We start from the raw sequence: 23232 nt of genomic DNA on the forward strand, positions 1-23232 counted from the left end.
CCCAGGGCGAGGGCAGCGGGTCCACCAGGGACACCCCCACCCCCACCTGGAAGCTCGCCACCGACGACATGACCGCAGGCTAGGCCGGGGGTACGACACATCCCGGCGTCACGCCGGCGACCGCCGACGCACGGGTCTACCCGGAGCTGGGATGCCGCAGCGGCGGCTCACTCGAAAAGGGCGCGTCCCGGTCAGGGCTAGAGGTCCGGGTTGGGCTCACGCCGAGCGGAGGTGCCGTGCCGGCGGGGTCAGGACCCGGGTGGGGCAGCCGAGGTCCGCCCCACCCGATCGACCGACCCCCGTGAGCGCCGTCGCCGGCGCGGGTCACGGTCCGGAGGTCCGGAACGGAAGCGATCAGCGGGTGGTGCGCGGGGTGGCGGGGTGGCTGCCCGCCGTCACCAGGTCGGCGACCGCCTGGCGGGCGTCGCCGGCGGTGACCAGACCCTCGCCCACGAGCACGGCGTCTGCCCCGGCCGCGGCGTAGCCGATCAGGTCGTGCGGGCCGCGGACGCCGGACTCGGCGACCTTCACGACCTCCGACGGCAGCCCGGGGGCGATCCGCTCGAAGGTGGAGCGGTCGACCTGCAGCGTGGTCAGGTCGCGGGCGTTGACACCGATCACCGAGGCGCCTGCCGCCATCGCCCGGTCCGCCTCGGCCTCGGTGTGCACCTCGACCAGCGCGGTCATGCCCAGGGACTCGACCCGCTCGAGGAGCCCGACCAGGACGTTCTGCTCCAGGGCGGCGACGATCAGCAGGACGACGTCGGCACCGTGCGCGCGCGCCTCGTGCACCTGGTAGCTGCTGACGATGAAGTCCTTGCACAGCACCGGCACGTCGACGACGGCCCGGACGGCGGCGAGGTCGGCGTGCGAGCCCCCGAAGCGGCGGCCCTCGGTGAGCACCGAGATGACGCGGGCGCCACCGGCGGCGTACTGCTGTGCCAGCTGCGCGGGGTCGGCGATGGCGGCCAGGTCGCCCTTGGAGGGGCTGCGCCGCTTGACCTCGGCGATCACCCCCACACCGGGGGCGCGCAGCGCCGCCAGCGCGTCACGTGCGGGGCGGGCCGCCTGCGCGGCCGCCTTCACCTCGGCCAGCGGCACCGCGGCCTCGCGGACGGCGAGGTCGGCGCGGACGCCCTCGATGATCTCGTCGAGGACGTTCACGGCGTGGCCGCAGCCTCGGCCGAGGTCCGGTGGTCGTTCATCGTCGCCACTGCTCCTCGTACGTCGATCCCGGCGGATTCGTGGACCCACTCTAGAGGCGGGTCGGGCACCCCCCGGCCCGGGGGCGGCTCCGCCGATCCCGGGGCGTTCCGCTATGCCGAGCCGCCGGAGCGCGGGGCCGGCGGGGGCTCGGTCGGGTCCTCCCCGCGGTCCAGCGCCTTCCACGCGTCGTCCGCCCGGTCCTCGTCCGACCGCGGCGCGGCCGGGCCAGCAGCGCGCTCGTAGCGCTGCCCCATCGCCGGCCAGGCGGCCCCCCGGGCGACGACGAGCAGCCCGGCCAGCACCGCCAGCACCCCCGCGACGACGGCGAGGCCCGGCCAGACCGCCGCGACCTCCACCGTCGTCCCGGTCACGCTCGTGCCGCTGACGCCGGGCAGGTCGGCGGCCGCGTCGGCCACTCCCCCGGCGAGCACCCGGGCCCCCGACCAGGCGAGCACACCGCCGCAGACCGCCACCAGCAGCCCCACGACCGCCCGCCCCGCGCCGCGCACCGCCAGCAGTGCGACCGCAGCGGCCAGCAGCACCAGCCCGGCGGCGGTGACCAGCGGCGCCGCTGCACCGCCGGTGAGCGTGCCCGACACCGGCGGCAGCGGCGCCCGCCGCTCGGCGGTGACCTCCACCCAGCGCTGGCTCGCGGCCGTCAGCGCCAGGGCCCCGCCCAGCGCGGCGCCCGCCACCGCGGCCGTCAGCTCCCGCCGGGCCCGGGACCGGCCCTCGTCCGGGGGGCCGCTCACCCGAGTTCCCGCAGCCTCTCGGCCGTGGCGATCGCCGACAGCACCGCGCGCGCCTTGTGCCGGGTCTCGGCCTCCTCGGAGGCGGCGTCGCTGTCGGCCACGATGCCCGCGCCGGCCTGCACGTAGGCGCGGCCCTGGTGCAGGACGGCGGTGCGGATCGCGATCGCCATGTCCATGTCCCCGCTGGCGTCGACGTAGCCGACGGTGCCCGCGTACAGCGCCCGCCGGGTCGGCTCGAGCGACTCGATGATCGCCATGGCGCTGGGCTTGGGGGCGCCCGAGACGGTGCCCGCGGGGAACGTCGCGTCGAAGACGTCGAGGGCGTCGCAGCCGGGCCGGACCTCCCCCGAGACGGTCGAGACCAGGTGCATGACGTGGCTGTAGTGCTCGACCCGCATGAAGTCGGGCACCTCGACGCTGCCCGGCACGCACACCCGCCCCAGGTCGTTGCGGGCGAGGTCGACGAGCATGACGTGCTCGGCCCGTTCCTTGGGGTCGGCCAGCAGCCCTTCGGCGAGCCGCACGTCCTCCTCCGGGGTGGCCCCGCGCGGGCGCGTCCCGGCGGGCGGGTGCACGACGGCGGAGGTGCCGGCCACGGTCACCAGCGCCTCGGGCGAGGACCCCACGACGTCGAAGGGGCTCTCCCGGCCGGCGAACCGCAGCAGGTACATGTACGGCGACGGGTTGGTCGCGCGCAGCACGCGGTAGAGGTCCAGCGCCGCGACGTCGGTGACCAGCTCGAACCGCTGGGACAGCACCACCTGGAACGCGTCACCGGCCCGGATGTGCTCGCGCACCTCCTCCACGCCGTCCTGGAACACGCCCGGCGCCAGGTTGCTGCGCACCGACGCCGGCACGTCGGCGGGCTCCAGCACGGCGACGGCCGGCGGCGCCGGCCGGACCAGCGCGGCGGCCATGTCGTCCAGCCGGGCGACCGCGTCGTCGTAGGCGGTCGCCCCTCCCCCGCTGCCGGGCAGCGCGTTGGCGATGAGCAGCACCGAGCCGTCGCTGTGGTCCAGCACGGCCAGGTCGGTGACCAGCATCATCGCCAGCTCGGGCATCCCGAGGTCGTCGGTGCTGATGCTCGGGAGCCGCTCCAGCCGGCGGACGACGTCGTAGCCGAGGTAGCCCACGAGGCCACCGGTCAGCGGGGGCAGGCCCGGCGTGCGGGGCGAGCGCAGCCGCCGCGCCACCACCCGCACCGCCTCCAGGGGGTCCTCGGGCAGGTCGTCGGTGACCCCGGGGACGTCGTCCCCCAGCCACAGCGTGCGACCGTCCCGCTCGGTGAGGACACCGGCGCTGCGGACGCCGACGAAGCTGAAGCGGGCCCACCGCTTGCCCTGCTCGGCCGACTCGAGCAGCACCGTGCCCGGGCAGTTGCCGGCCAGCTTCCGGTAGAGGCCGACGGCGGTCTCGCCGTCGGCCAGCAGGCGCCGGGTGACCGGCACGATCGCCGCCCCCGAGGCCGCGAACCCCTCACGCGTGGGCGCGGTGACCCCGAACCTCACGGCGCGACCCCCTGGACGGCGGGGAGCACGCGGTGGAAGCAGCTGCGCTCGCCGGTGTGGCAGGCGGGGCCCTCCTGGTCGACGAGCAGCAGCAGCGCGTCGCCGTCGCAGTCGAGCCGCACCTCGCGGACCCACTGCCGGTGCCCCGAGGTCTCGCCCTTGACCCAGTACTCCTGCCGGCTGCGCGACCAGTAGGTGGCCCGGCCGGTGGTCAGGGTGCGGCGGAGCGCCTCGTCGTCCATCCAGGCCACCATGAGCACCTCGCCGGTGTCGTGCTGCTGGACGACGGCGGCGACCAGGCCGGCCGGGTCGCGGCGCAGCAGGGCGGCCACCTCGGGGGCCGGCGCGGGTGCGGAGGGGTCGGTCGCGGGCATGCCGCCAGTGTGCCGTGCGCCCGGGTCAGCCCTGCGGGGCGGTGAACCAGTGCCGCCCGGCGCCGAACAGCACCAACCCGAGCGACACCAGCGGGGCGGCGGCGAAGAACAGGCTGAAGACGGCGATCACGCCGCCGACGTCCTCGGTGGCCGCGGCCGGGCCGAGCAGGTCGGTCAGCTGCGCCCACCAGTAGGCGGTGAGCAGCAGCTGCACCCCGTTCGCCACCAGCAGCCCCAGCCACGCCACCCGGTTGCGCCGGCTCAGCGCCAGGATGCCGGCGGCCACCAGCAGCACCACCGAGACCACCTGGACGATCGACAGCACCCCGCCCTCGCGGGCGAAGTCGTAGGCCTGGGTGGGTGCAGCCGTGGGGCTCTCCTCGATCGCCATCTGCGCCAGCGAGGCGAAGAACCACACGTACAGCGAGGCGATCAGCACCAGCACCGCCTGGACGAAGCCGAGCACCGCGGCACCGATCACCTGGCCCGGGCGACGCCCGGCCCGGGGCGGGACCGGGCCCCACGTGCCGGGCCAGCCGTAGGGGCCGGGCGGGCCGTACGGCGGGGGCCCGTAGCCGTAGGGCGGCGCGCCGTAGGGCGACGGCGGGGGCAGCGTGGGCGGCGGACCGGTGTAGGCCGGCCCCGGCTCGGTCGGCGTCGCCGGGTCCGACCAGGGGTCGCGGGGGAAGCTCACCGCTGCCCCGTCACAGGGCGGCCGCGAGCGCGCGGCCCGCGACCCGCCCGGAGAACAGGCAGCCGCCGAGGAACGTGCCCTCGAGCGAGCGGTAGCCGTGCACCCCGCCGCCGCCGAAGCCGGCCACCTCGCCGGCGGCGTAGAGCCCCGGGAACACGTCACCGCCGGGGCGCAGCACCCGGCCGGAGAGGTCGGTCTCCAGGCCGCCGAGGCTCTTGCGGGTGATGACGTTGAGCCGGACGGCGACCAGCGGACCGGCCTCGGGGTCGAGGATGCGGTGCGGCGGCGCCACCCGGATGAGCTTGTCGCCGAGGTAGTTGCGCGCGCCGCGGATGGCGGTGACCTGCAGGTCCTTGGTGAAGGCGTTGCCGACCTCGCGGTCACGCGCCACGACCTCGCGCTCGACCTGCGCGAGGTCGAGCTCGGGGGTGCCGCCGGTGACCCGGTTCATGCCCGCCACCAGCTCGGGCAGGGTGCGCGCGACGACGAAGTCCTCCCCCTTGTCGAGGAATGCCTGGACCGGGCCGGAGACCCCCGCCTTCACGCGCGTCATCAGCAGCCGGAGGTCCTTGCCGGTGAGGTCGGGGTTCTGCTCGGACCCCGACAGCGCGAACTCCTTCTCCACGATCTTGTGCGTGGCGACGAACCAGGTGTGCTCGTGGCCGGTCTGCCCGATGTGCGCGAGCGTGCCGAGCGTGTCGAAGCCCGGGAACAGCGGCACCGGCAGCCGCCGGCCGGTGGCGTCGAGCCACAGCGACGAGGGCCCGGGCAGGATGCGGATGCCGTGCTTGTCCCAGACCGGCGAGTGGTTGGCGACGCCCTCGGTGTAGTGCCACATGCGGTCGCCGTTGACCAGGCTCGCCCCGGCCGCGACCGCCGCCTCCTGCAGCTGCCCGTCGACGTGCGCGGGCACGCCGGAGAGGAGCCGCTGCGGGGCGGGGCCGAGCCGCGCCGGCCAGTACCTGCGGACCAGGTCGTGGTTGCCGCCGATGCCGCCGGAGGTGACGACGACGGCCTGGGCGGTGATCTCGAACTCGCCCACCTGCACCCGGGAGCTGGCCTCGCCGCGGGCGACGCCGCTGGGCTCGAGGACCGCCCCGCGCACGCCGGTCACGGCGCCGTCGCCGACGACCAGCTCGGAGACCCGGTGGCGGAACCGCAGCTCGACCCGGCCCTCGGCCACCGCCGCCCGCACCCGGCGCTCGAAGGGGGCCACCACGCCGGGCCCGGTGCCCCAGACGATGTGGAAGCGCGGCACCGAGTTGCCGTGCCCGGTGGCGGTGTAGCCGCCGCGCTCGGCCCACCCGACGACCGGGAAGAAACCGATGCCCTGCTCCTTGAGCCAGGCGCGCTTCTCGCCGGCGGCGAACTGCAGGTAGGCCTCGGCCCACTGCCGCGGCCAGTGGTCGCTGTCGCGGTCGAACCCGGCCGTGCCGAACCAGTCCTGGCGGGCGAGCTCCAGCGAGTCGCGCACCCGCAGGCGGCGCTGCTCCGGCGAGTCGACGAGGAACAGCCCGCCGAACGACCACCACGCCTGCCCGCCCAGCGACGCCTCGGGCTCCTGGTCGACCAGGACCACCCGCTTGCCGGCGTCCGCGAGCTCGGCGGTGGCGACCAGGCCGGCCAGGCCTGCCCCCACCACGACGACGTCTGCCTCCATGCGGGCCTTCTCGGTGTCCACGACCGTGACGCTAGCGGGCACCCGCTGCAGCGCGCCGTCCTCCGGGGGCGCGACTCGCCCGCCCGGGTGCCGTGGGGGCCGGCCAGGGCACCGTCATCCCGCGGTCCAGCGGCGGACCCGCCGCGTCGAGGCCAGCACCGCGGCGAGGACCGGGAGGACGAGCTGGAGCAGCGCAAGGGCCGCGACGCCGCCGGCAGACTCGGCGCCGGTCACCGCGGCGGCGCCGGTGAAGAGGGCGATCGGCAGCCAGGCCAGCGCCATCGGCAGCCACCCGCGCCGGGCCAGCAACCAGAACGCGGCGAACAGCTGCACCAGCGGGGCGATCAGCAGCAGCCACGTCCACGAGACCCCGGAGGTGACCGCCTGCGAGCCCTCCAGGCCCAGGACGAGGAGGGCCAGCAGCACCGAGGGCATCGCGCCGATGACCCCGATGGCCGCGGCGGCCAGCGCGATGCCGGGGATCCGCGGGGAGGGAGCGCCCGTGTCCCCGCGCGCCCGCGGTCCAGAGCCCATCCCGGCAGGCTAGACAACACACCGGCCGCTCAACCGCGGGTGCGCCGCCGGACGCTGGGCGAAGCCGAGAGCGCGAGGGCGACGAGCAGGCCGGCGAGCAGCAGGGCGGCCGGTCCGGCGATCACCTCCCCGCCATCGGCGAGGGCGCGGACGAGGACCCAGCCGGCCAGCGCCGCGCCCAGCCCCGCACCGCCGGCCAGCACCGACCAGGTGCGCCGGAGCAGCAGCAGGACCCCACCCGCCAGGAGCAGCAGGGCCGCGGCGAGCGGCAGCAGCGCCAGGAACCGCTCCCCGGCCGCCTCGGGCCCCAGCCCGCCGAGCGCCCAGATGACGAGCGCCGCCCACAGCAGGGGCAGCGTGGCCAGGAACGCGAGCACGGCCGACACCACGGCGGCGACGCGGCCGGGGTCCTGCCGGTCCGGAGGCATCTGCCGACCGTAGGGGCTGCACCGCTCAGCGCGCGGGTTCCGGCTCCCCCGCCGAGGAGCGGCGCCAGGAGGCGTGCAGGCGCGCGTAGGGCCCTTCGGCGTCGACCAGCTCGGCGTGCGTGCCGCGCTGGACGACGTGCCCGGCGTCGACCACGAGCACCTCGTCGGCGCGCTCGGCGGTCGAGAGCCGGTGCGCGATGGTGAGCGTCGTCCGGCCCTCGGTCAGCGTGTCCAGCGCCCGGGTGAGCCGCTGCTCGGTGGCCGGGTCGACGGCGCTGGTCGCCTCGTCGAGCACGAGCAGGTCGGGGTCGGCCACGTAGGCGCGGGCGACGGCGACCAGCTGCCGCTCCCCCGCCGACAGCGACTCGCCGCGCTGCCCGACCGCCGTGCCGACCCCGGCCGGCAGGCCGGCGAGCCACGCGCCGAGGCCGAGGTCATCGAAGGCGGCGACCACGTCGTGGTCGGTCATGCCGGGGCGGCCGTAGCGGACGTTGTCGGCGACGGTGGCGTCGAACAGGAAGCCGTCCTGCGGCACCATCACCACCCGCGCGCGCAGCGAGGCGAAGGCGACGTCGGCCAGCGGCACCCACCCGGCGTCGGCGGAGCCGAGGAGCACCCGCCCCTCGACCGGGTCCATGAGCCGGGTGACGAGCTTGGCGAAGGTGGTCTTGCCGGAGCCGGTCTCGCCCACGATCGCCACCCGGGTGCGCGGGGCGATGGCGAGGTCGACGTCGTCGAGCGCCGCCCGGGCGCCGGGCGCGTACCGGAAGGTGACGTGCTCGAACCGCACGCCCAGCGGCCCGGCGGGGAGCTCGCGCACCCGGTCGGGGGTGGCCACGGCCGGGTCGCGGACGTCGGGCTCGGTGTCGAGCACGTCGAGCACCCGCCGGAAGCCGGCGACCGCGTTCTGGGCCTCGTTGAGCACCTCGCTGGCGGTCTGCACCGGGGCCACGAACAGGGTGACGAGGAAGAGGAAGGCCACCAGCGTGCCGGGCGTGATGTCGCCCGCCAGGCCGAGGAGCACGCCGACGACGACGACCGCGGCGTTGGCGACGGCGGCGACGAACTCGCCGCTGACGAACACCGCGGCGGTCACCTTCTGCGCGTCGACCTGGGCCCGGTAGTGCCGGTCGATCGCGGCGTCGAGCCGCTCGGCGGTGCGGGCGCGGACGCCGTAGGCCCGCACCGTCGAGGCGCCGACCACCGACTCGGACACCGCCGCCAGCACGTCGCCGACCCGCTCGCGGACCACGCCGTAGACCTGCACCAGCCGGCGGGCGAACCAGCGGACCGCGAACACCAGCGGGACGAAGCAGACCAGCACCAGCAGCGTGAGCTGCCAGGAGTAGACGGCCATGACGACGGTGGCGACGACGAGCTGGCCGATGCTGACCAGCCCGAGCACCCCGCCCCACTGCATGAACACCGAGAGCTGGTCGACGTCGCTGGTGACCCGCGAGACCAGCGAGCCGCGCCGCTGCCCCTGCTGGTGCAGCACCGAGAGGTCGTGCACGTGGCGGAACGCCCGCTCCCGGAGACCGGCCAGCGCCGTCTCGGTCGTGCGGAACAGCCGCACGTTCATGCGGTAGACCGCGACCGCGGTGAGCACCACGACCACCGCGCAGCCGGCCACCACCCAGGAGACCAGGCCGAGGTCGGGCCCCGCGGGCGAGCCCAGACCACGGTCGATGACCTGCTGCACGGCGATCGGGACGACCACCCGGCCGGCGGTGGCGACCAGCGCCAGCGCGAAGGTGACCGGCAGCCCGCGCCGGAACTCCGGCATCATGCGCAGACCCCGGCGCAGCGTGGCGAGGGCGCCCTCGTGCTCCCGGTCGCGGAGCTGCCCCGCGGCGGTCACGCCGGCACCTCCGCCTGCGCGTAGGCCCGTACGAGCGCGGCGTAGCCGGGGACGTCGGCCAGGAGCTGCTCGTGGCTGCCGCGGGCGACGGCGCGGCCGTCCTCCAGCCACACCACCTCGTCGGCCAGCGCGATCGTCGCCTGCCGGTAGGCGACCACGACCACGGTCGTCGGCGTCCCGCCGGCCCGGAGCGCGTCGAGGATGCGCGCCTCCACGGCCGGGTCGACGGCGCTCGTGGCGTCGTCGAGGACCAGCAGTCGGGGCCGGCGGACGACGGCGCGGGCGAGCGCGAGGCGCTGCCGCTGGCCGCCGGAGAGGGAGGCCCCGCGCTCGCCCACGCGGGTGTCCAGCCCCTCGGGCAGCGCGGCGACGAACTCGTCGGCGGCCGCGACCCGGAGGGCCGCCCACACCTCGTCGTCGTCCACCGGGGCGCCGAGGGTGACGTTGCCGCGCACCGTGTCGTCGAAGAGGAAGGCGCTCTGCGCGACGAACGCCGCCTGGGTGCTCACCTCGCCCTCCCGCAGCCGGCGCAGGTCCACCCCGTCGAGGAGGACGCTGCCGTCGGCGGGGTCGACCAGGCGCACCAGCAGGCCGGCGAGCGTGGACTTGCCCGACCCGGTGGGCCCGACGACCGCCACGGTCCGGCCGGCGGGCACGTCGAAGGTCACCGCCTGCAGCGTGGCGCGGCCCCCGTCGTCGTAGCGGAACCCGACGTCGCGCAGGCCCACCCCGGCCCCGCCGGCCCGCGGCACCGCCGCGTCCGGCCCGTAGGGCGTCTCGCCGGTAGCCGCGAGGACGGGGGTGACCCGGTCGAAGCCGGCCAGCGCCCGGGGCAGGTCGGCCAGCACCCAGCCGATGGCGCGGATGGGCAGCGCGAGCAGGGTGAACAGGTAGGCGATCGACACCAGCTCGCCGGCGTCGGTGGCGCCCTCGGCCACCCGGCCGGCCCCGATGAGCAGCACGGCGAGCGTGCCGAGGTTCGGCAGCGCCTCCATGAGCGGGTCGAACACCCCGCGCACCCGGCCGACGGCGATCAGCCCGTCGCGCAGCTCCTGGGCCCGGCCGGCGAAGCGCCCGGTCTCGGTGTCCTCCCGGCCGAGGGTCTTGACGACCAGCGCGGCGTCGAAGCTCTCGTGCGCGATCTCGCTGACCTCGGCGCGCAGCTGCTGGGCCCGCTGCATCCGGGGGCTCATCACCTGCGAGTAGACGACGTTGGCGGCGAACACCAGCGGGAACACCACCAGCCCGACGAGCGCGAGCAGGGGGTCGGTGAGCACCAGCGCCACGCTCGTGATCGCGATCATCACCAGGGCGCCGCAGGCGAACGGCAGCGGCGCGACGAAGAACCAGGCCGACTCGACGTCGGAGTTGGCGTTGGAGAGCAGCTGCCCGGTGGGGTGGCGCTGGTGCCAGGAGAGCGGCAGCCGGAGGTACTGGCCGGTGACCCGGCGACGGTACTCGGCCTGCAGCCGGTAGCTCATGATCCCGGCGAACAACCGGCGGCCCAGGATGCCCAGGATCTTCAGCAGCGCGACGCCGAGGATGGCGACCGACGACAGTGCGAGCGCCGTGCCGGTGGTGGCGCCGTCCTCGAAGGAGGGCAGCAGAACCCGGTCGGTGACCTCCCCGATGACGTAGGCGCTGGCGACCGTCATCCCGCCGTAGAGGCTGCTGGCCAGGAACGCGAGGGCGAACATCCGGGGCTGCTCGGCGATGGCCCGGCGGATGTGGCGGAGCCCGCGTCGCACGACGGCGTCTCTGCGGCGGGACACGTTGCTCCTCGTGGTCGGGTGACCGGTCCAGCATGCCGGACGGTCGTTAGGGACGCTAAGCGGCTGGAACCGCGGGCGCACCCGACTTGTTCCCGGCCCGGGTGTCGTCCGGGGCGGCCGCCCGGTATGCAGGAGCGATGAGCGCCTCTCCCCGTTCCCTGCCGGCCCGCGAGCGCGCCGCGCTGGCCGATCTCCTCGACGCGCTGGGGCCGGAGGCGCCGACCTGCTGCGAGGGCTGGACGACGGCGCACCTGGCGGCGCACCTCGCCGTCCGCGACCGGCGACCCGACGCCCTGCCGGGGTACGGGCTGGAACTGCTGCCCGGCGGCGGGCGGCTGGCCTGGTGGTCCCACCGGCTGGAGGACCGCCTGCGCGCGTCCACCCCCTACGCGGAGGTGGTCGAGCAGGTGCGCAACGGGCCGCCCGCGTGGTCGCCGATGGCGCTGCCGGCCGCGGCGGCGGCGTTCGACACCGCGGAGTTCGCCATCCACCACGAGGACGTCCGCCGCGCCCAGCCGGGGTGGGAGCCCCGACCGCTGCCCCGGGAGGAGCAGGACCAGCTGTGGGCGGGGCTGGCCCTGCACGCCCGGCGCGCCGCCGGCCGCCGCGGCCTCGTGCTCCGCCGGAGCGACGTGCCGGGCGCCGAGAAGCGGATCGGGAACGCGGGGCGCACCGTCACCGGTGAGCCTCTGGAGCTGATGCTGTGGGTCTCCGGCCGGCGCGACGTCGCCCGGGTCGAGGTCTCCTAGCCCAGCGGGGTGTCGCCCTCCCGGCGCACCGGGACGCCGGCGGCGGCGAGACCGGCCTTGACGTCGCCGACCCGGAGCTGGCCGAAGTGGAAGACGCTCGCGGCCAGCACCGCGTCGGCGCCCGCCGCGACCGCGGGCGGGAAGTGCTCGACCGCGCCCGCTCCCCCGCTGGCGATCAGCGGGACGGCGACCTCGCGGCGCACCCGGGCGATGAGGTCGGTGTCGAAGCCCGCACGGGTGCCGTCGGCGTCCATCGAGTTGAGCAGGATCTCCCCGACGCCGAGCTCGGCGGCCTGCACGCACCACTCGACGGCGTCGCGGCCGGTGCCCCGGCGGCCGCCGTGCGTGGTGATCTCGTAGCCCGAGTCGGTCACCGCGCCGTCGCGGACCCGCCGGGCGTCCAGCGACAGCACCAGCACCTGGTTGCCGAAGCGCTGCGCGATCTCGGCGATCAGCTCCGGCCGGGCGACGGCGGCGGTGTTCACCGCGACCTTGTCCGCCCCGGCGCGCAGCAGCCTGTCGACGTCGTCGACCCCGCGCACGCCCCCGCCGACGGTGAGCGGGATGAAGACGCTCTCGGCGGTGCGGCGGACGACGTCGTAGGTGGTCTCCCGGTTGCCCGAGCTCGCGGTGATGTCGAGGAAGGTGAGCTCGTCGGCGCCCTCGGCGTCGTAGACCCGGGCCATCTCCACCGGGTCGCCGGCGTCGCGCAGGTCCACGAAGTTGACGCCCTTCACCACCCGCCCGGCGTCGACGTCGAGGCACGGGATGACCCGCACGGCGAGCGTCATGCCGCGGGCTCCCGGACGGCGTCGGCCTCGATCTCCACCAGCAGCCCCGGGTCGATGAGCGCCGACACCTCGACCATCGTCGACGCCGGGCGGATCGCGCCGAACACCTCGCCGTGGGCGCGGCCGACCTCCTCCCAGCGGCTGATGTCGGTGACGTACATGCGGGTGCGGACGACGTCGGCCAGGGCGAAGCCTGCGCGCTCCAGCGCCCGCTCGATGGTGGCCAGCACCTGGCGGGTCTGGGCGGCGGCGTCCCCCGGGTGCGCGACGGCGCCGTCGACGAGCGCGGTGGTGCCGCTCACCCACGCCGTGTCGCCGCGCACGACGATCCGGCTGTAGCCGACGACCGGCTCCCAGGGGTTCTCCGAGCCGAGGTTGAGCACCGTCATGCCAGCTGCTCGGTGACCCGCAGGGCCTCCGGGAGGGTGAAGGCACCGGCGTACAGGGCCTTGCCGACGATGGCGCCCTCGACGCCGATCGCGGTCAGCCCGGCCAGTGCGCGGATGTCGTCGAGCGAGCTGACCCCGCCCGAGGCGACCACCGGCCGGGGGGTGGCGGCGCAGACCTCGCGGAGCAGGTCGAGGTTCGGGCCCTTGAGCGTGCCGTCCTTGGTGATGTCGGTGACGACGTAGCGGGCGCAGCCCTCGGCGTCCAGGCGGGCGAGGGTCTCGTAGAGCTCGCCGCCCTCGCGGGTCCAGCCGCGGGCGGCCAGCCGGGTGCCGCGGACGTCCAGGCCGACGGCGATGCGGTCGCCGTGCTCGGCGATCGCCCGGGCGCACCACTCGGGGGACTCCAGGGCGGCGGTGCCGAGGTTCACCCGCCGGCAGCCGGTGGCCAGCGCCGCCTCGAGGGACGCGTCGTCCCGGATGCCGCCGGAGAGCTCCACGTCGACGTCGAGCTCGCCGACCACCCGGGCGAGGAGCTCGCGGTTGGAGCCGCGACCGAAGGCGGCGTCGAGGTCGACCAGGTGCACCCACTCGGCGCCGTCGCGCTGCCACTGCAGCGCGGCGTCGAGGGGGTCGCCGTAGGAGGTCTCGCTGCCGGCCTCCCCCTGCACGAGACGGACGGCCTGGCCGTCGGCGACGTCGACGGCGGGGAGCAGCTGCAGCTTCGGCACGGTGCCCAGCCTAGGGACCGGCACCGGGCTCCCCTGCGTCAGCTCCCGGCAGCGTGCCGGGCGGCGAACCGGCCGGGGGTCGTGCCGGTCACCCGGGCGAAGTCGCGGGTGAAGTGCGCCTGGTCGGCGTAGCCGAGCGCCGCGGCCACCTCCCCCATGCCGGCCGGCCGCCCGCGCAGCCGCTCGGCGGCCTCCTGCAGCCGCCGGCGCTGGATGAGCCACTTCGGGGTCAGCCCCAGGCGCCGGTGCACCAGCCGCTGCAACGCGCGCTCCGAGAGCCCGAAGCGGTCGCAGACCTGGGCGACCCGGACGACCTCGCGGTGGCCCTCCACGAACGCGACCACCTCGTTGACCAGGCGGCCCTCGTCGTCGACCGGCAGGAAGGGCCGCAGCGCGCCGCCGAACGCGGCCATCGCCGCGCCGTGGGCCTCCGGGGAGCGCGGGTCCGGCGCCATCGCCGCGCGCACCCGGGCGGCGAGCTCCTCCCCCGCGTCGCCGAGCACCTCGGCGACGTCGACGTGACGGCCCGTGTACCGGCTCATCGGCCCGCCCGCGACCAGGGCGCCGGCGGCCGGGGCGCACATGACGCCGACGGCCCACCCCTCGCCGGTCAGCGTCGTCGTCGACAGGCCCGGGACCACGCCGTGGAAGCGGGCGTAGCCGGTGGCGACGACCAGCAGCGCGACCGGGTACTGCAGCACCCGCTGCGGCGCCTCCTGGCCGGGCGGCACCGACCAGACCGGGATCCAGAACCGCTGCAGCAGGCCCTCGAACTCCGGGGCCGCCGCGTAGCGGTGCACCACGTGCGAGGCGTCACCGGGGTCCCGGAGGTGGGCGCGCTCGACCACGTCCATGGCGCGCGGGGCCGCCGGGCTGTCGGGTTCCATCAAGACCGAGCCTGCCGCACGGCCCTAGGTTCCGGCCATGACCCGCACCGCCACGAGCTACCAGGCCGCCGAACGCCCGCTCACCGCCCTGCTCGACACCGTCCCCGCCACCGGCTGGTCGAGCCCGTCGCCCTGCGAGGGGTGGACCGCCGCCGACGTCGTCGACCACCTGGTCACCACCCAGCGCGACTTCCTCACGACCCACGGCGCGGACCTCGGCCCGGCACCCGACGTCGCCGCCGACCCGGCGGCCGCCTGGCGCGCGCACGCACGGCGCGTGGCCGCGGTGCTGGCCGACGACGCCGTGGCGAGCCGGGGGTTCGACGGCTTCTTCGGGCCGACGACGGTCGGCGCCGCGCTCGAGCAGTTCTACGTGTGGGACATGGTCGTGCACCGGTGGGACCTCGCCCGGGCCGTCGGCGCGGACGCGGCGCTCTCCGACGAGGAACTGGACCGGGTCGAGGCCGGTGCGGACGGCTTCGGCCCGGCGCTGCACATGGAGGGCATCTGCCGGCCCGCCGTCGAGGTGCCCGGGACCGCCGACCGCACCACCCGGGTGCTCGCCCGGCTGGGCCGGAGCGCCTGACCGGCCCGCACGCCGGTGCGGCAGGCTGACGGCGTGGAGTTCGCCGACGTCGTCCGCCGTCGCCGCATGGTGCGCGACTACGACCCCGACCGCCCGGTGCCCCCCGAGGTGCGCGAGAGGCTGCTCGAGCACGCGATCCGGGCCCCGTCGGCCGGGTTCAGCCAGGGCTGGGCCTTCCTGGTGCTGGAGACGCCGGAGGAGCGGGACCGCTTCTGGGCCGCCACCACCGACGGGGGCGCCGCCCCCGATGGCTGGCTCACCCGCATGCGCCGGGCGCCGCTGCTGGTGGTGCCGCTGGCCGACAAGAGCGCCTACCTGGACCGCTACGCCGAACCGGACAAGGGCTGGACCGACCGCGACGAGGCCCGCTGGCCGGTGCCGTACTGGGACGTCGACGCCGGCATGGCCGCGCTGCTGATGCTGCTCACCGCGGTCGACGAGGGGCTCGGCGCCTGCTTCTTCGGCGTCCCGGGCGAGCGCGTGGACGCCTTCCGGGCGGCCTTCGGGGTGCCGGCGGGGTACCGGCCCGTCGGCTGCGTCTCGGTCGGCTACCCGGGCACCGGGGACCGCCGGTCGCCGTCGCTGCGCCGGGGTCGCCGGGGCGTCGACGAGGTGGTCCACCGGGGCCGCTGGTGAGAGCTCCCTCACCGGGGTCTCACGCGGGGTTCACCCCTGCCGCCGAGGCTGGCCGGGTGGAGAACGGCCTGCTCTGCCCGGTCCGGGTGCCCCCGTCCTGGCCGCCCTCGCTGCGGCTCCTCCTCGGTGAACCGGCCGGCGACCTCTGGTCGGCCGTCCTGGAGCCGCTGTCCGGGCGGCTCCGCACGCTGGCCGCCACCTCGGTGCACCTGCGCCCGGACGGCGCGGCGACCGTGCGCCACACGGCCGTCGTCGACTGGGCCGACGGGCGCACCACCCGGGAGCACCTCGCGGCGACCACCGGGACGGCGATCCCACCGGGCGCCGCCGTCGTCGAGGGCGCGGCCGGGGGCGCGCCCCTCGCCGTGGGGCTCTGGCGTTGGCCGCTGGACCCGGCGTTGCCCGGGCTGGCCTGGGCGACCTCGGCGGCCGGGGTCGCCGGACGGCTGCGCGGCCTGGGGCTCGACGTGCCGGGCCCCCGGCTGCGGCTGCGCAGCTACCGGCCCGGCCGGCGGGCGGTCGTCGAGGTGACCTCCCCGGCCGGCCGCTGGTTCCTCAAGGTGGTCCGGCCCTCCGTGGTGGCGGACCTCGTGCACCGGCACACCGCCCTGCTCCCGGCGGTGCCCGTGGCACCGGTGCTGGCGCACACCGCCGACGGCGTCGTCGTGCTGCCCGGCCTGCCGGGCACCCCGCTGCGGGCGGCGCTGGCCGGCGATCCCGGGCAGCTGCCCGAGCCGGAGGCCCTCGACGGGCTCCTCGACCGGCTGCCGCCCGTGGCCGCCCGGAAGGGGCGCGGCGCCCCCGGCGACCCGCTGCCCGCCGTCCGGGCGCACGCGGCGGTGCTCGGGACGGTCTGCCCCGCCCTGACCCCCCGGCTGGAGCGGCTCACCGCCGCGGTGGCGGCGGCGGCGGGCCGGCACCCGGTGGTCCCGGTGCACGGCGACCTCTACGAGGCGCAGCTGCTCGTGGAGGCCGGGTCGGTGGTGGGCCTCCTCGACGTGGACACGACGGGTCCGGGGGCACGGATCGACGACTGGGCCACCCTGCTGGGCCACCTCGTGCTGCTGGAGCACCTGGCCGGGGACCCCGCGCCGATCGCCGCCTACCGCGACCGGGTGCACCGCCTGCTCGCGGGGCGCTGGCCCGGCGGCGAGCTGGCCGGCCGGGTCGCCGGGGTGCTCGTCGGGCTGGCGACCGGGCCCTTCCGGGTGCAGCAGGCCGGCTGGGAGGAGGCGACCGAGGCCCGGCTGGCGCTCGCCGAGCGGTGGTCGGCCGCCTCCGCCGGATGAGAGCTGCCTCATCGCGGTCTCCCGGGCACCTCACCGGCGGCGGGCACCGTGGTCCTCGTCAGCGCACCACCACCGTCCACGGGAGGACCGCACCATGAGCAGCAGGCCCGCTACCTGGAAGATCGTCACCTTCGGCACCGCCCTCACCGGGCTCGGCGTCGCCGGCGTCGGCGTCGCCGCGGCGGCGGACGACGGCGGGGCACCGTCGCAGCCCCCGGCAGCCGTCTCGGTCGCCGCCGACGGCAGCCCGGACGCCTCGCCCGACGACGACGCCGTCGCGGACGCCTCCGCGGACACGGCGGACGGCGACGACGCCACCCCTGATGCCGGCCCGGACGTCGACAGCCCGGACGTCGACTCCCCCGACGACGCCGGCCCGGACGCCGACTCCGCCGACACCGACTCCCCCGACACCGACGACTGATCGACCGGCCCCCGGCCCCGGACCCGTACGGGGCCGGGGCCCTCGGCCGTGCCGGTCAGGCGGCGAGGCGGTACCCCATCCCCCGCACCGTCTCGATGCGGTGGGCCCCGAGCTTCCTGCGCAGGTACCGGACGTAGACGTCGACGACGTTCGAGCCGGGGTCGAAGTCGTAGCCCCAGACGTGGCTGAGCAGCTGCTCACGGGCGAGCACCTGACCGGGGTGGCGCAGGAAGGTCTCGGCGAGGGCGAACTCGCGGGCCGACAGGTCGACGGTGCGGCCCTCGACGTGGGCGCGCCGGGTGCGCAGGTCCAGCGACAGCCCGCCGGCGGTCAGCACGGTCACCTCGCTGTCGCGGGCACCGGCCAGCCGCAGCCGGACGCGGGCGAGGAGCTCCTCGAAGCGGAAGGGCTTGGCCATGTAGTCGTCGGCGCCGCCCTCCAGCCCCGCGACGGTGTCCTGCACGCTGTCCCGCGCGGTCAGCACGACCACCGGGACGGCGCAGCGCTCGGCGCGCAGCGCCCGCAGCACGGCGAAGCCGTCGAGCACCGGCAGCCCGATGTCGAGGACGACGAGGTCGAACTCGCCGCTGCGGGCGCGGTCCAGGGCCGACAGCCCGTCGCCGACGACCGCGGTCGCGAAACCGTTGGCCTTCAGCCCCTTCTCGACGAACGCGGCGATCCGCGGTTCGTCCTCGGCGATCAGCACGCGGCTCACCGGCGTCCCCCCTCGGTCGGTGCAGAACGTGCGCCGCCGACCAGCGGCGGCGTGGACAGCGAGTCGTCGACGGTGTCGCCGACGCCCGGGAGCAGGTCGGCCGGGCGGGCATCGCGGGGCGGCGCCGGCCGGGCGGGCAGCACGAGGGTGAACGTCGCCCCGTCACCCGGCCGGCTGTGCAGCTCGACCGATCCGCCGTGGGCGGCCGCGATGGCCTGCACGATCGACAGGCCCAGGCCCGCCCCGTCGCTGCGCCGGGCACCGGAGCTGCCGCGCGCGAACCGGTCGAACACCCGCTGCTGGTCCTCCACGGGGATCCCGGGCCCGGTGTCGTCGACCCACACCAGCAGCCGGTTCCCGCTGAGCCGGCTGCCGAGCACGATCCGGTCGCCCGGCCGGGTGTGGTGGACGGCGTTGTCGGCCAGCGCGACCACCGCCTGGGTCAGCCGCTGCGGGTCCAGCAGCAGCTCGGCCCGGGCGACGGCACCCAGCTGCCAGTCGCGGTCGCCGAGCCGCTGCACCTTCCCGAACACCTCGGCGGTCACCTCGCCGACGTCCACGGGCTGCAGGCGGACGAACTCCGGCTGCTCGGCGCGGGCGAGGAGCAGCAGGTCGGAGACCATGCGGTTCATCCGCTCCAGCTCGTCGTCGACCAGCGCCACGGTCTGCCGGACGTCCTCGGGGTCGGCCGCGTCGAGCACCTCCAGGTGGCCGCGGACGATGGTGATCGGGGTCCGCAGCTCGTGCCCCGCGTCGTCGAGGAAGCGACGCTGCGCGGCCACCCCGCCCTCCACCCGGTCCAGCATCCCGTTGACGGCGACGGCGAGGTCGGCGAGCTCGTCGGCCGGACGGCCCTCGACCGGGATCCGGCCGGACAGATCGGTCTCGGTGATGCCCTGGGCGGTGGCCGCGACCGCCCGGACCGGAGCGAGAATGCGCCCCGCCACGATCCACGCTCCCGCCGCGGCCAGCAGGACGGTGAGCGCGCCCACCCCCAGCATCAGCCGGGCGGTGTCGTCGGCGGCCTGCCGTTCCTGGTCGGCGAAGTAGGCGACGACGGCGACACCGCGGGCCGGGTCGCCCTCCAGCGTCACCGGGACAGCGAGGTAGCGGACCTCCCCGGCCCCGCTGTCGTACCGGCCGGCGGTCGTCTCGGTGACCGACCCGACGAGATCGGTGAAGGCCGCGTCCTGGCTCAGCAGCACCGGCGCCTCGATCCGGCTCTGGAAGCGGTACGCGCCGTCGACGTAGCCGAGGAACTTCTCGTTGGGGCGGGCGAGGTTGTACTGGATGACGGTCTCGAGGACCTCGGCGACGGAGGCGAACGGCTCGCCGGTCTCCGGGTCGATCCCCGAGGCCACGATCTGCGAGAACTCGACGACCTCGGCGTCCAGCGCCAGGTCCATCCGCTCGTCGGTCGCGCGGATCAGCAGTCGCCAGGTGACCAGGTCGACCAGCGCCAGCGCCAGCAGGACCAGCAGCAGGACCCAGCCGATGATCCGCGTCCGGGCGGCCCGCGGTGCCCACCGACCGCGGAGCCGGTGGCGCCACCCGGTCGGGCTGGGCTGGTCGGCGCTCACGGTCGGGCCGTCCCCCTCCCTCCCGGCGTCTCAGTCGTCGTCATCGTCCCCGTCATCGTCCCCATCGTCGTCGTCGCCGTCGTCGTCGCCGTCGTCGTCGTCGTCGGGCAGCGGCGGCGGTGGGACGACCCCGGCGCCGGGGTCGGGTGCCGGAGGCCGCGGCTCCAGCGGCGCCGGTGCGGGGTCCGGAGCGGGCGCGGGGGCAGGCACCGGCTCCCGAGCAGGATCCGGGGCGGAGGGCCCGAGGGGGAGCTCCCGGGCCGGCACCTCGATCGGCGTCGGCACCGCGCGCTCCCCGGCGCCCGTGGGACCGAGCAGCGCCCACGCCGCCCCGCCGCCGAGCAGCACGGCCACCAGGCCGGCGAGCACGGCGGCGACGGGACGGGGACGCAGGCGCACGGACCGAGGGTGCAGCGGGCGGGTGTCGCACCGGTGAGACGAGGATGAGGACGCTCTCATGCGACCGGTGCGGCGCGGTCACCCCAGGGCGGTCGTCCCCGTCACCAGCACCAGGTCCGCGCCGTGCGTGCCGGCGACGTCGACGCCCTCGGGCCGGGGCTCGACCCCCGGGAGCCCGGCGAGCCCGTCGCTGCCGTCCGTCGCGCGCAGCCGCACCGGGCCGCCGCCCTCGACGGTGAAGGCCGCCTGCAGCCCGTCGGCGGGCGGCGCATGGAAGGTGACGCGCAGCCCGCTGCCACCGATCGCCGCCCCGGGCACGTCCCGTCCGGCGATCCGGCCGCGGACGACGCTGCCGCCGTCGACGGTCAGCTCGAGATCGAGCAGCCGCACCCCCGCCCGCTGCGGGGTGATCCGCACGGCGATCTCGCGCCGCCCGCCGAGGAGCTCGTCGGAGACGACGGTGACCTGGGGGGCGGGGAGGTCGGCGGCCTCGGCCGGCCCGGTCAGCAGGTCGCGGCCGGCGAGGTAGGGCAGCTCCACCCCCAGGCTGCCGCGCCCGTCGACGAAGCGGCCCGTCCACTCCCCCGGCGGCGTCTCGGTGGTCGCCCACCGGGCCTGCTCCTGGTCGGCGTCGAGCACGTAGGCCAGCCGGCTGGGCACCGGGTGGTCGGCGTCGAACCGGTCGACCGCCAGCCCCGCGGCGACGCAGGCCCACGCCGTGGCCAGCGCCACGGCGGGGACGGCGGCCACGGCCAGCCGGCCGCGCGCCCCGCTCGCCGTCCCCGGGTCGGGGAAGAGCAGCTCGAACGCCGGCAGCAGGGCCAGCCCGGCGAGGACCACCACGACCGATGGCGCCAGGGCCTGCGACAGGCCGAGGGCGGGGAAGAACAGCGCCGCCGTCGGCGCCAGCACCAGGACCGCCGTCGCCCCGGTGAGCAGCGCGGCGACGGCGGGGACGACGCGGCCCGGCGCCAGGACGGCGACGACGCCGGTGAGCGCGCCGACCAGCGCCGGCCACGCCGCCAGGTAGGAACCACCCGGCGCCGCCGCGGCGAGCACCACCGCGAGGACGGCGAGCCACAGCAGCGCGCCCGTGAGCAGCGGGGCCGCCCCCACCCGGCGGCGCAGCAGCGCATACCAGAGCAGCACCACGGCGAGCACCACGGCTACCGCAGCCAGCCGGAACCAGCCCGGCCGCCAGGGGTCCAGCATCGTGGCGTAGCCGGGGCGCGTGGCAACCAGGGCCGCCCACAGCCCCTGCGCGGCGAGCGGCCCGGCCACGAGCGGTACCAGCGCGAGCGCCGCCGCCCCCGCCGTGCGCCGCAGCGGGCTGTCCCCGCGGGCGCGCAGCGTCCACGCCAGCCCCGCGACCGCGGCGAGGGCGGCCCCGGCGACCGGCCACACCAGCCAGCCCGGGTAGCGCACCAGCAGGCCCGGGACCGGGAAGTAGGTCGCGTCCTCGTCGGCGGGCTCGGCGAGGGGGGCGAGGTCGCGACCGCCCAGCTCCCGGGTGAGCGCGAGGGTGTTGTCACCGAGCGCCTGCAGGGTGCCGCGGTCCAGCCGCTCCGGGGTGTCCTGCGGCGAGTGGTACGCGGCCGCGCCGTCGATGAAGGCGGTGTTCATGCCGGTGAACGCGCCGTCCTCGAGCAGCACGCTGAAGTCGGTGTCGTTGGGCAGCGCCCGGTAGACCTCGACGGCGACGCTGCTCGCGACCGGGTGCGGCGCGGCATCGGCGAACGCCGCGGCGAGGCCGGCGTTGCCCCGCGACGTCTCGAACATGATCGGCGGTCCGCCGGTGCCGCGGGCCTCGACGTTGAGCACCACGCCCCCACCGGCCAGCGGGTGGGAGGCGGCGAACGCCTCGGCGCCGCAGAGGCAGGCCTCCTCGGCGTCGGTGAGGACGACGACGACGTCGTTGCGCAGCCGCGGGCCCTCGGTCAGCGCCCGGACGGACTCCAGCAGCGTGGCGACCCCCGCCGCGTCGTCGGCCGCGCCCGGGCCGGCTGCCACCGAGTCGTGGTGCGCCACCAGGTACAGCCGGCCGGTGGGCTCGGTCCCCGGGAGGACGGCGACGACGTTGCGCACCCGCGCCATGCGCGCCTCGCCCCCGCTGCCGGCCCGGGCCCCGACGGCGTTCTGGACGCGGGTGTCCAGCCCGAGGCCGGCGAGGGTGGTGACCAGGTGGTCCACCACCGCGTCGTTCGCGGGGCTGCCCGCCACGTGCGGCTGGGCGGCGATCCGCTCCACGTGAGCGAAGGCGCGGGCGGCGCTGAACTCCGTGGCGGGGGCGCCGGCCGGGCGCGGGCCGGGCGGCCGGAGCCCCACGACGCTCCAGGCGGCGAGCGCCAGCAGCAGCGCGACGACGGCCAGCCCCGCGAGGCGGCCGGGACGGGACGGGCGCTCGGCGGCCACACGACCTCCTCGGACGACGACCCGGGCACCCTAGGGCGGGGACGCGTCCGGGCCCGGCAGGCGCGGCCGACGGTGCCTGGTTGACTGCCGCCATGACCAGCGCTGCGGAGTCCCGCGCCGTCCTCGTCACCGGCGCGTCCCGGGGCATCGGGCGGGCGATCGCGCACGCCTTCGCCGCCCGGGGCGACCGGGTCGCCGTGCACTCGGGCAGCTCACGGGAAGCCGCGCAGCGGGTCGCCGCGGAGCTGCCGGGCAGCGGGCACGCCGTGGTGCAGGCCGACGTCGCCGATGCGGACGCCGTCGGGGCGGCGGTCGACGAGGCCGCGACCGCCCTCGGCGGCCTGCAGGTGCTGGTGAACAACGCGGGCGTCTTCACGCCGCACCCGCCGCTGGAGACCTCCTGGGCCGACTGGCAGGCGGTGGTGGCCCGCACGCTGCAGGTGAACCTGGTCGGCGCGATGCACGCCACCTTCCGGGCGGTGCCGCACCTGGTCGCCGGCGGCGGCGGGGCGGTCGTCAACGTGACCAGCCGCGGCGCCTTCCGCGGGGAACCGGCCACGCCGGCCTACGGCGCCGCCAAGGCGGGGCTGAACGCGTTCGGGCAGTCGATGGCCCAGGCGCTCGCCCCGCACGGGATCAGCGTGGGCAGCGTCGCACCAGGGTTCGTGCAGACCGAGATGGCGCGCGAGATCCTCGACGGCCCGGGCGGCGACGCGGTGCGGGCGCAGTCGCCCTACGGCCGCGTGGCCCGGCCGGAGGAGGTCGCCGCGGCCGTGTTGTGGCTGGCCTCGCCGGAGGCCCGGTTCTCCACCGGCACGATCATCGACGTCAACGGGGCCAGCTACCTGCGCAGCTGAA

The 23232-nt window shown here is 76.8% G+C and carries 24 protein-coding genes; 6 read left to right on the forward strand and 18 right to left on the reverse strand.

Annotated features, from left to right (window positions below; all coding sequences use genetic code 11):
• Window positions 1–354: 354 nt before the first annotated feature.
• The 10 genes from trpC to E9565_RS09575 all read right to left on the reverse strand — a co-directional run bounded on the left by trpC (window position 355) and on the right by E9565_RS09575 (window position 10789).
• Entirely contained in the window at window positions 355–1164 is an 810-nt protein-coding gene (trpC, locus tag E9565_RS09530) for an indole-3-glycerol phosphate synthase TrpC (RefSeq protein WP_236826478.1), read from the reverse strand.
• Window positions 1165–1316: 152 nt separating this feature from the next.
• Complete coding sequence (locus E9565_RS09535) at window positions 1317–1958, reverse strand: Trp biosynthesis-associated membrane protein (RefSeq protein ID WP_236826479.1); 642 nt, start codon at window positions 1956–1958, stop codon at window positions 1317–1319.
• Window positions 1955–3466 (reverse strand): anthranilate synthase component I, encoded by a 1512-nt coding sequence (locus tag E9565_RS09540; protein WP_236834805.1) that lies wholly within the window; start codon window positions 3464–3466, stop codon window positions 1955–1957. The genes E9565_RS09535 and E9565_RS09540 overlap by 4 nt, the downstream gene beginning before the upstream one ends.
• Window positions 3463–3840: a phosphoribosyl-AMP cyclohydrolase gene (gene hisI / locus E9565_RS09545; protein WP_236826481.1), complete on the reverse strand. Its 378-nt coding sequence runs from the start codon at window positions 3838–3840 to the stop codon at window positions 3463–3465. Before hisI ends, E9565_RS09540 begins: the two co-directional genes overlap by 4 nt.
• 25 nt (window positions 3841–3865) lie before the next feature.
• Window positions 3866–4534, reverse strand: a complete 669-nt coding sequence (locus E9565_RS09550; RefSeq protein ID WP_236826482.1) for a hypothetical protein — start codon at window positions 4532–4534, stop codon at window positions 3866–3868.
• A gap of 10 nt (window positions 4535–4544) precedes the next feature.
• Window positions 4545–6215 (reverse strand): FAD-binding dehydrogenase, encoded by a 1671-nt coding sequence (locus tag E9565_RS09555; RefSeq protein WP_236826483.1) that lies wholly within the window; start codon window positions 6213–6215, stop codon window positions 4545–4547.
• A 93-nt stretch (window positions 6216–6308) separates the two neighbouring features.
• Complete coding sequence (locus E9565_RS09560) at window positions 6309–6728, reverse strand: hypothetical protein (RefSeq protein ID WP_236826484.1); 420 nt, start codon at window positions 6726–6728, stop codon at window positions 6309–6311.
• A gap of 29 nt (window positions 6729–6757) precedes the next feature.
• On the reverse strand, window positions 6758–7156 hold the full coding sequence (locus E9565_RS09565; RefSeq protein ID WP_236834807.1) for a hypothetical protein: 399 nt from the start codon (window positions 7154–7156) through the stop codon (window positions 6758–6760).
• A gap of 25 nt (window positions 7157–7181) precedes the next feature.
• Window positions 7182–9017: an ABC transporter ATP-binding protein gene (locus tag E9565_RS09570; protein WP_236834810.1), complete on the reverse strand. Its 1836-nt coding sequence runs from the start codon at window positions 9015–9017 to the stop codon at window positions 7182–7184.
• Window positions 9014–10789 (reverse strand): ABC transporter ATP-binding protein, encoded by a 1776-nt coding sequence (locus tag E9565_RS09575; protein ID WP_236834812.1) that lies wholly within the window; start codon window positions 10787–10789, stop codon window positions 9014–9016. The genes E9565_RS09570 and E9565_RS09575 overlap by 4 nt, the downstream gene beginning before the upstream one ends.
• A gap of 137 nt (window positions 10790–10926) precedes the next feature.
• On the opposite strand from E9565_RS09575, the gene E9565_RS09580 reads away from it, so the two are divergent.
• The gene (locus E9565_RS09580; protein ID WP_236826488.1) at window positions 10927–11538 is read left to right on the forward strand and encodes a TIGR03085 family metal-binding protein; all 612 of its coding nucleotides are present in this window, start codon (window positions 10927–10929) and stop codon (window positions 11536–11538) included.
• Here the strand turns inward: E9565_RS09580 and hisF are convergent.
• From hisF to E9565_RS09600, 4 genes are read right to left on the reverse strand one after another with little or no spacing between them, the layout of a single operon-like run.
• Window positions 11535–12329 carry an imidazole glycerol phosphate synthase subunit HisF gene (gene hisF / locus E9565_RS09585; protein WP_236834814.1) on the reverse strand — a complete coding sequence of 265 codons (795 nt, stop codon included), beginning with the start codon at window positions 12327–12329 and terminating at the stop codon, window positions 11535–11537. The genes E9565_RS09580 and hisF overlap by 4 nt on opposite strands.
• Window positions 12326–12718, reverse strand: a complete 393-nt coding sequence (locus tag E9565_RS09590) for a RidA family protein (RefSeq protein ID WP_236834817.1) — start codon at window positions 12716–12718, stop codon at window positions 12326–12328. Before E9565_RS09590 ends, hisF begins: the two co-directional genes overlap by 4 nt.
• On the reverse strand, window positions 12715–13446 hold the full coding sequence (gene priA, locus E9565_RS09595) for a bifunctional 1-(5-phosphoribosyl)-5-((5-phosphoribosylamino)methylideneamino)imidazole-4-carboxamide isomerase/phosphoribosylanthranilate isomerase PriA (protein WP_236826491.1): 732 nt from the start codon (window positions 13444–13446) through the stop codon (window positions 12715–12717). Before priA ends, E9565_RS09590 begins: the two co-directional genes overlap by 4 nt.
• A gap of 38 nt (window positions 13447–13484) precedes the next feature.
• A complete protein-coding gene (locus E9565_RS09600) occupies window positions 13485–14333 on the reverse strand; it encodes an AraC family transcriptional regulator (RefSeq protein WP_236826492.1) in 849 nt (282 codons plus the stop codon).
• Between the two features lie 37 nt (window positions 14334–14370).
• Here E9565_RS09600 and E9565_RS09605 point away from each other — a divergent pair, with 37 nt between their 5' ends.
• The 4 genes from E9565_RS09605 (at window position 14371) to E9565_RS09620 (ending at window position 17268) form a co-directional block, all read left to right on the forward strand.
• Window positions 14371–14919: a TIGR03086 family metal-binding protein gene (locus E9565_RS09605; protein ID WP_236826493.1), complete on the forward strand. Its 549-nt coding sequence runs from the start codon at window positions 14371–14373 to the stop codon at window positions 14917–14919.
• Between the two features lie 33 nt (window positions 14920–14952).
• Window positions 14953–15555, forward strand: a complete 603-nt coding sequence (locus E9565_RS09610; RefSeq protein WP_236826494.1) for a nitroreductase family protein — start codon at window positions 14953–14955, stop codon at window positions 15553–15555.
• Between the two features lie 56 nt (window positions 15556–15611).
• Entirely contained in the window at window positions 15612–16844 is a 1233-nt protein-coding gene (locus E9565_RS09615; protein WP_236826495.1) for a phosphotransferase, read from the forward strand.
• A 94-nt stretch (window positions 16845–16938) separates the two neighbouring features.
• Entirely contained in the window at window positions 16939–17268 is a 330-nt protein-coding gene (locus tag E9565_RS09620) for a hypothetical protein (protein ID WP_236826496.1), read from the forward strand.
• 55 nt (window positions 17269–17323) lie between these two features.
• On the opposite strand, the gene E9565_RS09625 is transcribed toward E9565_RS09620, so the two are convergent.
• The 4 genes from E9565_RS09625 to E9565_RS09640 all read right to left on the reverse strand — a co-directional run bounded on the left by E9565_RS09625 (window position 17324) and on the right by E9565_RS09640 (window position 22374).
• Window positions 17324–17983: a response regulator transcription factor gene (locus tag E9565_RS09625; protein ID WP_236826497.1), complete on the reverse strand. Its 660-nt coding sequence runs from the start codon at window positions 17981–17983 to the stop codon at window positions 17324–17326.
• Window positions 17980–19563, reverse strand: coding sequence for a cell wall metabolism sensor histidine kinase WalK (locus E9565_RS23180; RefSeq protein ID WP_236826498.1), 1584 nt, complete (start codon window positions 19561–19563; stop codon window positions 17980–17982). The genes E9565_RS09625 and E9565_RS23180 overlap by 4 nt, the downstream gene beginning before the upstream one ends.
• 30 nt (window positions 19564–19593) lie before the next feature.
• Window positions 19594–19962 (reverse strand): hypothetical protein, encoded by a 369-nt coding sequence (locus E9565_RS09635; protein WP_236826499.1) that lies wholly within the window; start codon window positions 19960–19962, stop codon window positions 19594–19596.
• 78 nt (window positions 19963–20040) lie between these two features.
• On the reverse strand, window positions 20041–22374 hold the full coding sequence (locus E9565_RS09640; RefSeq protein ID WP_236834819.1) for a M20/M25/M40 family metallo-hydrolase: 2334 nt from the start codon (window positions 22372–22374) through the stop codon (window positions 20041–20043).
• Between the two features lie 92 nt (window positions 22375–22466).
• Here E9565_RS09640 and E9565_RS09645 point away from each other — a divergent pair, with 92 nt between their 5' ends.
• Complete coding sequence (locus E9565_RS09645; protein ID WP_236826501.1) at window positions 22467–23231, forward strand: SDR family NAD(P)-dependent oxidoreductase; 765 nt, start codon at window positions 22467–22469, stop codon at window positions 23229–23231.
• Window position 23232 lies beyond the last annotated feature (1 nt).

The sequence above is a fragment of the Blastococcus sp. KM273129 genome (assembly GCF_021698995.1).
Taxonomy (GTDB): domain Bacteria; phylum Actinomycetota; class Actinomycetes; order Mycobacteriales; family Geodermatophilaceae; genus Blastococcus.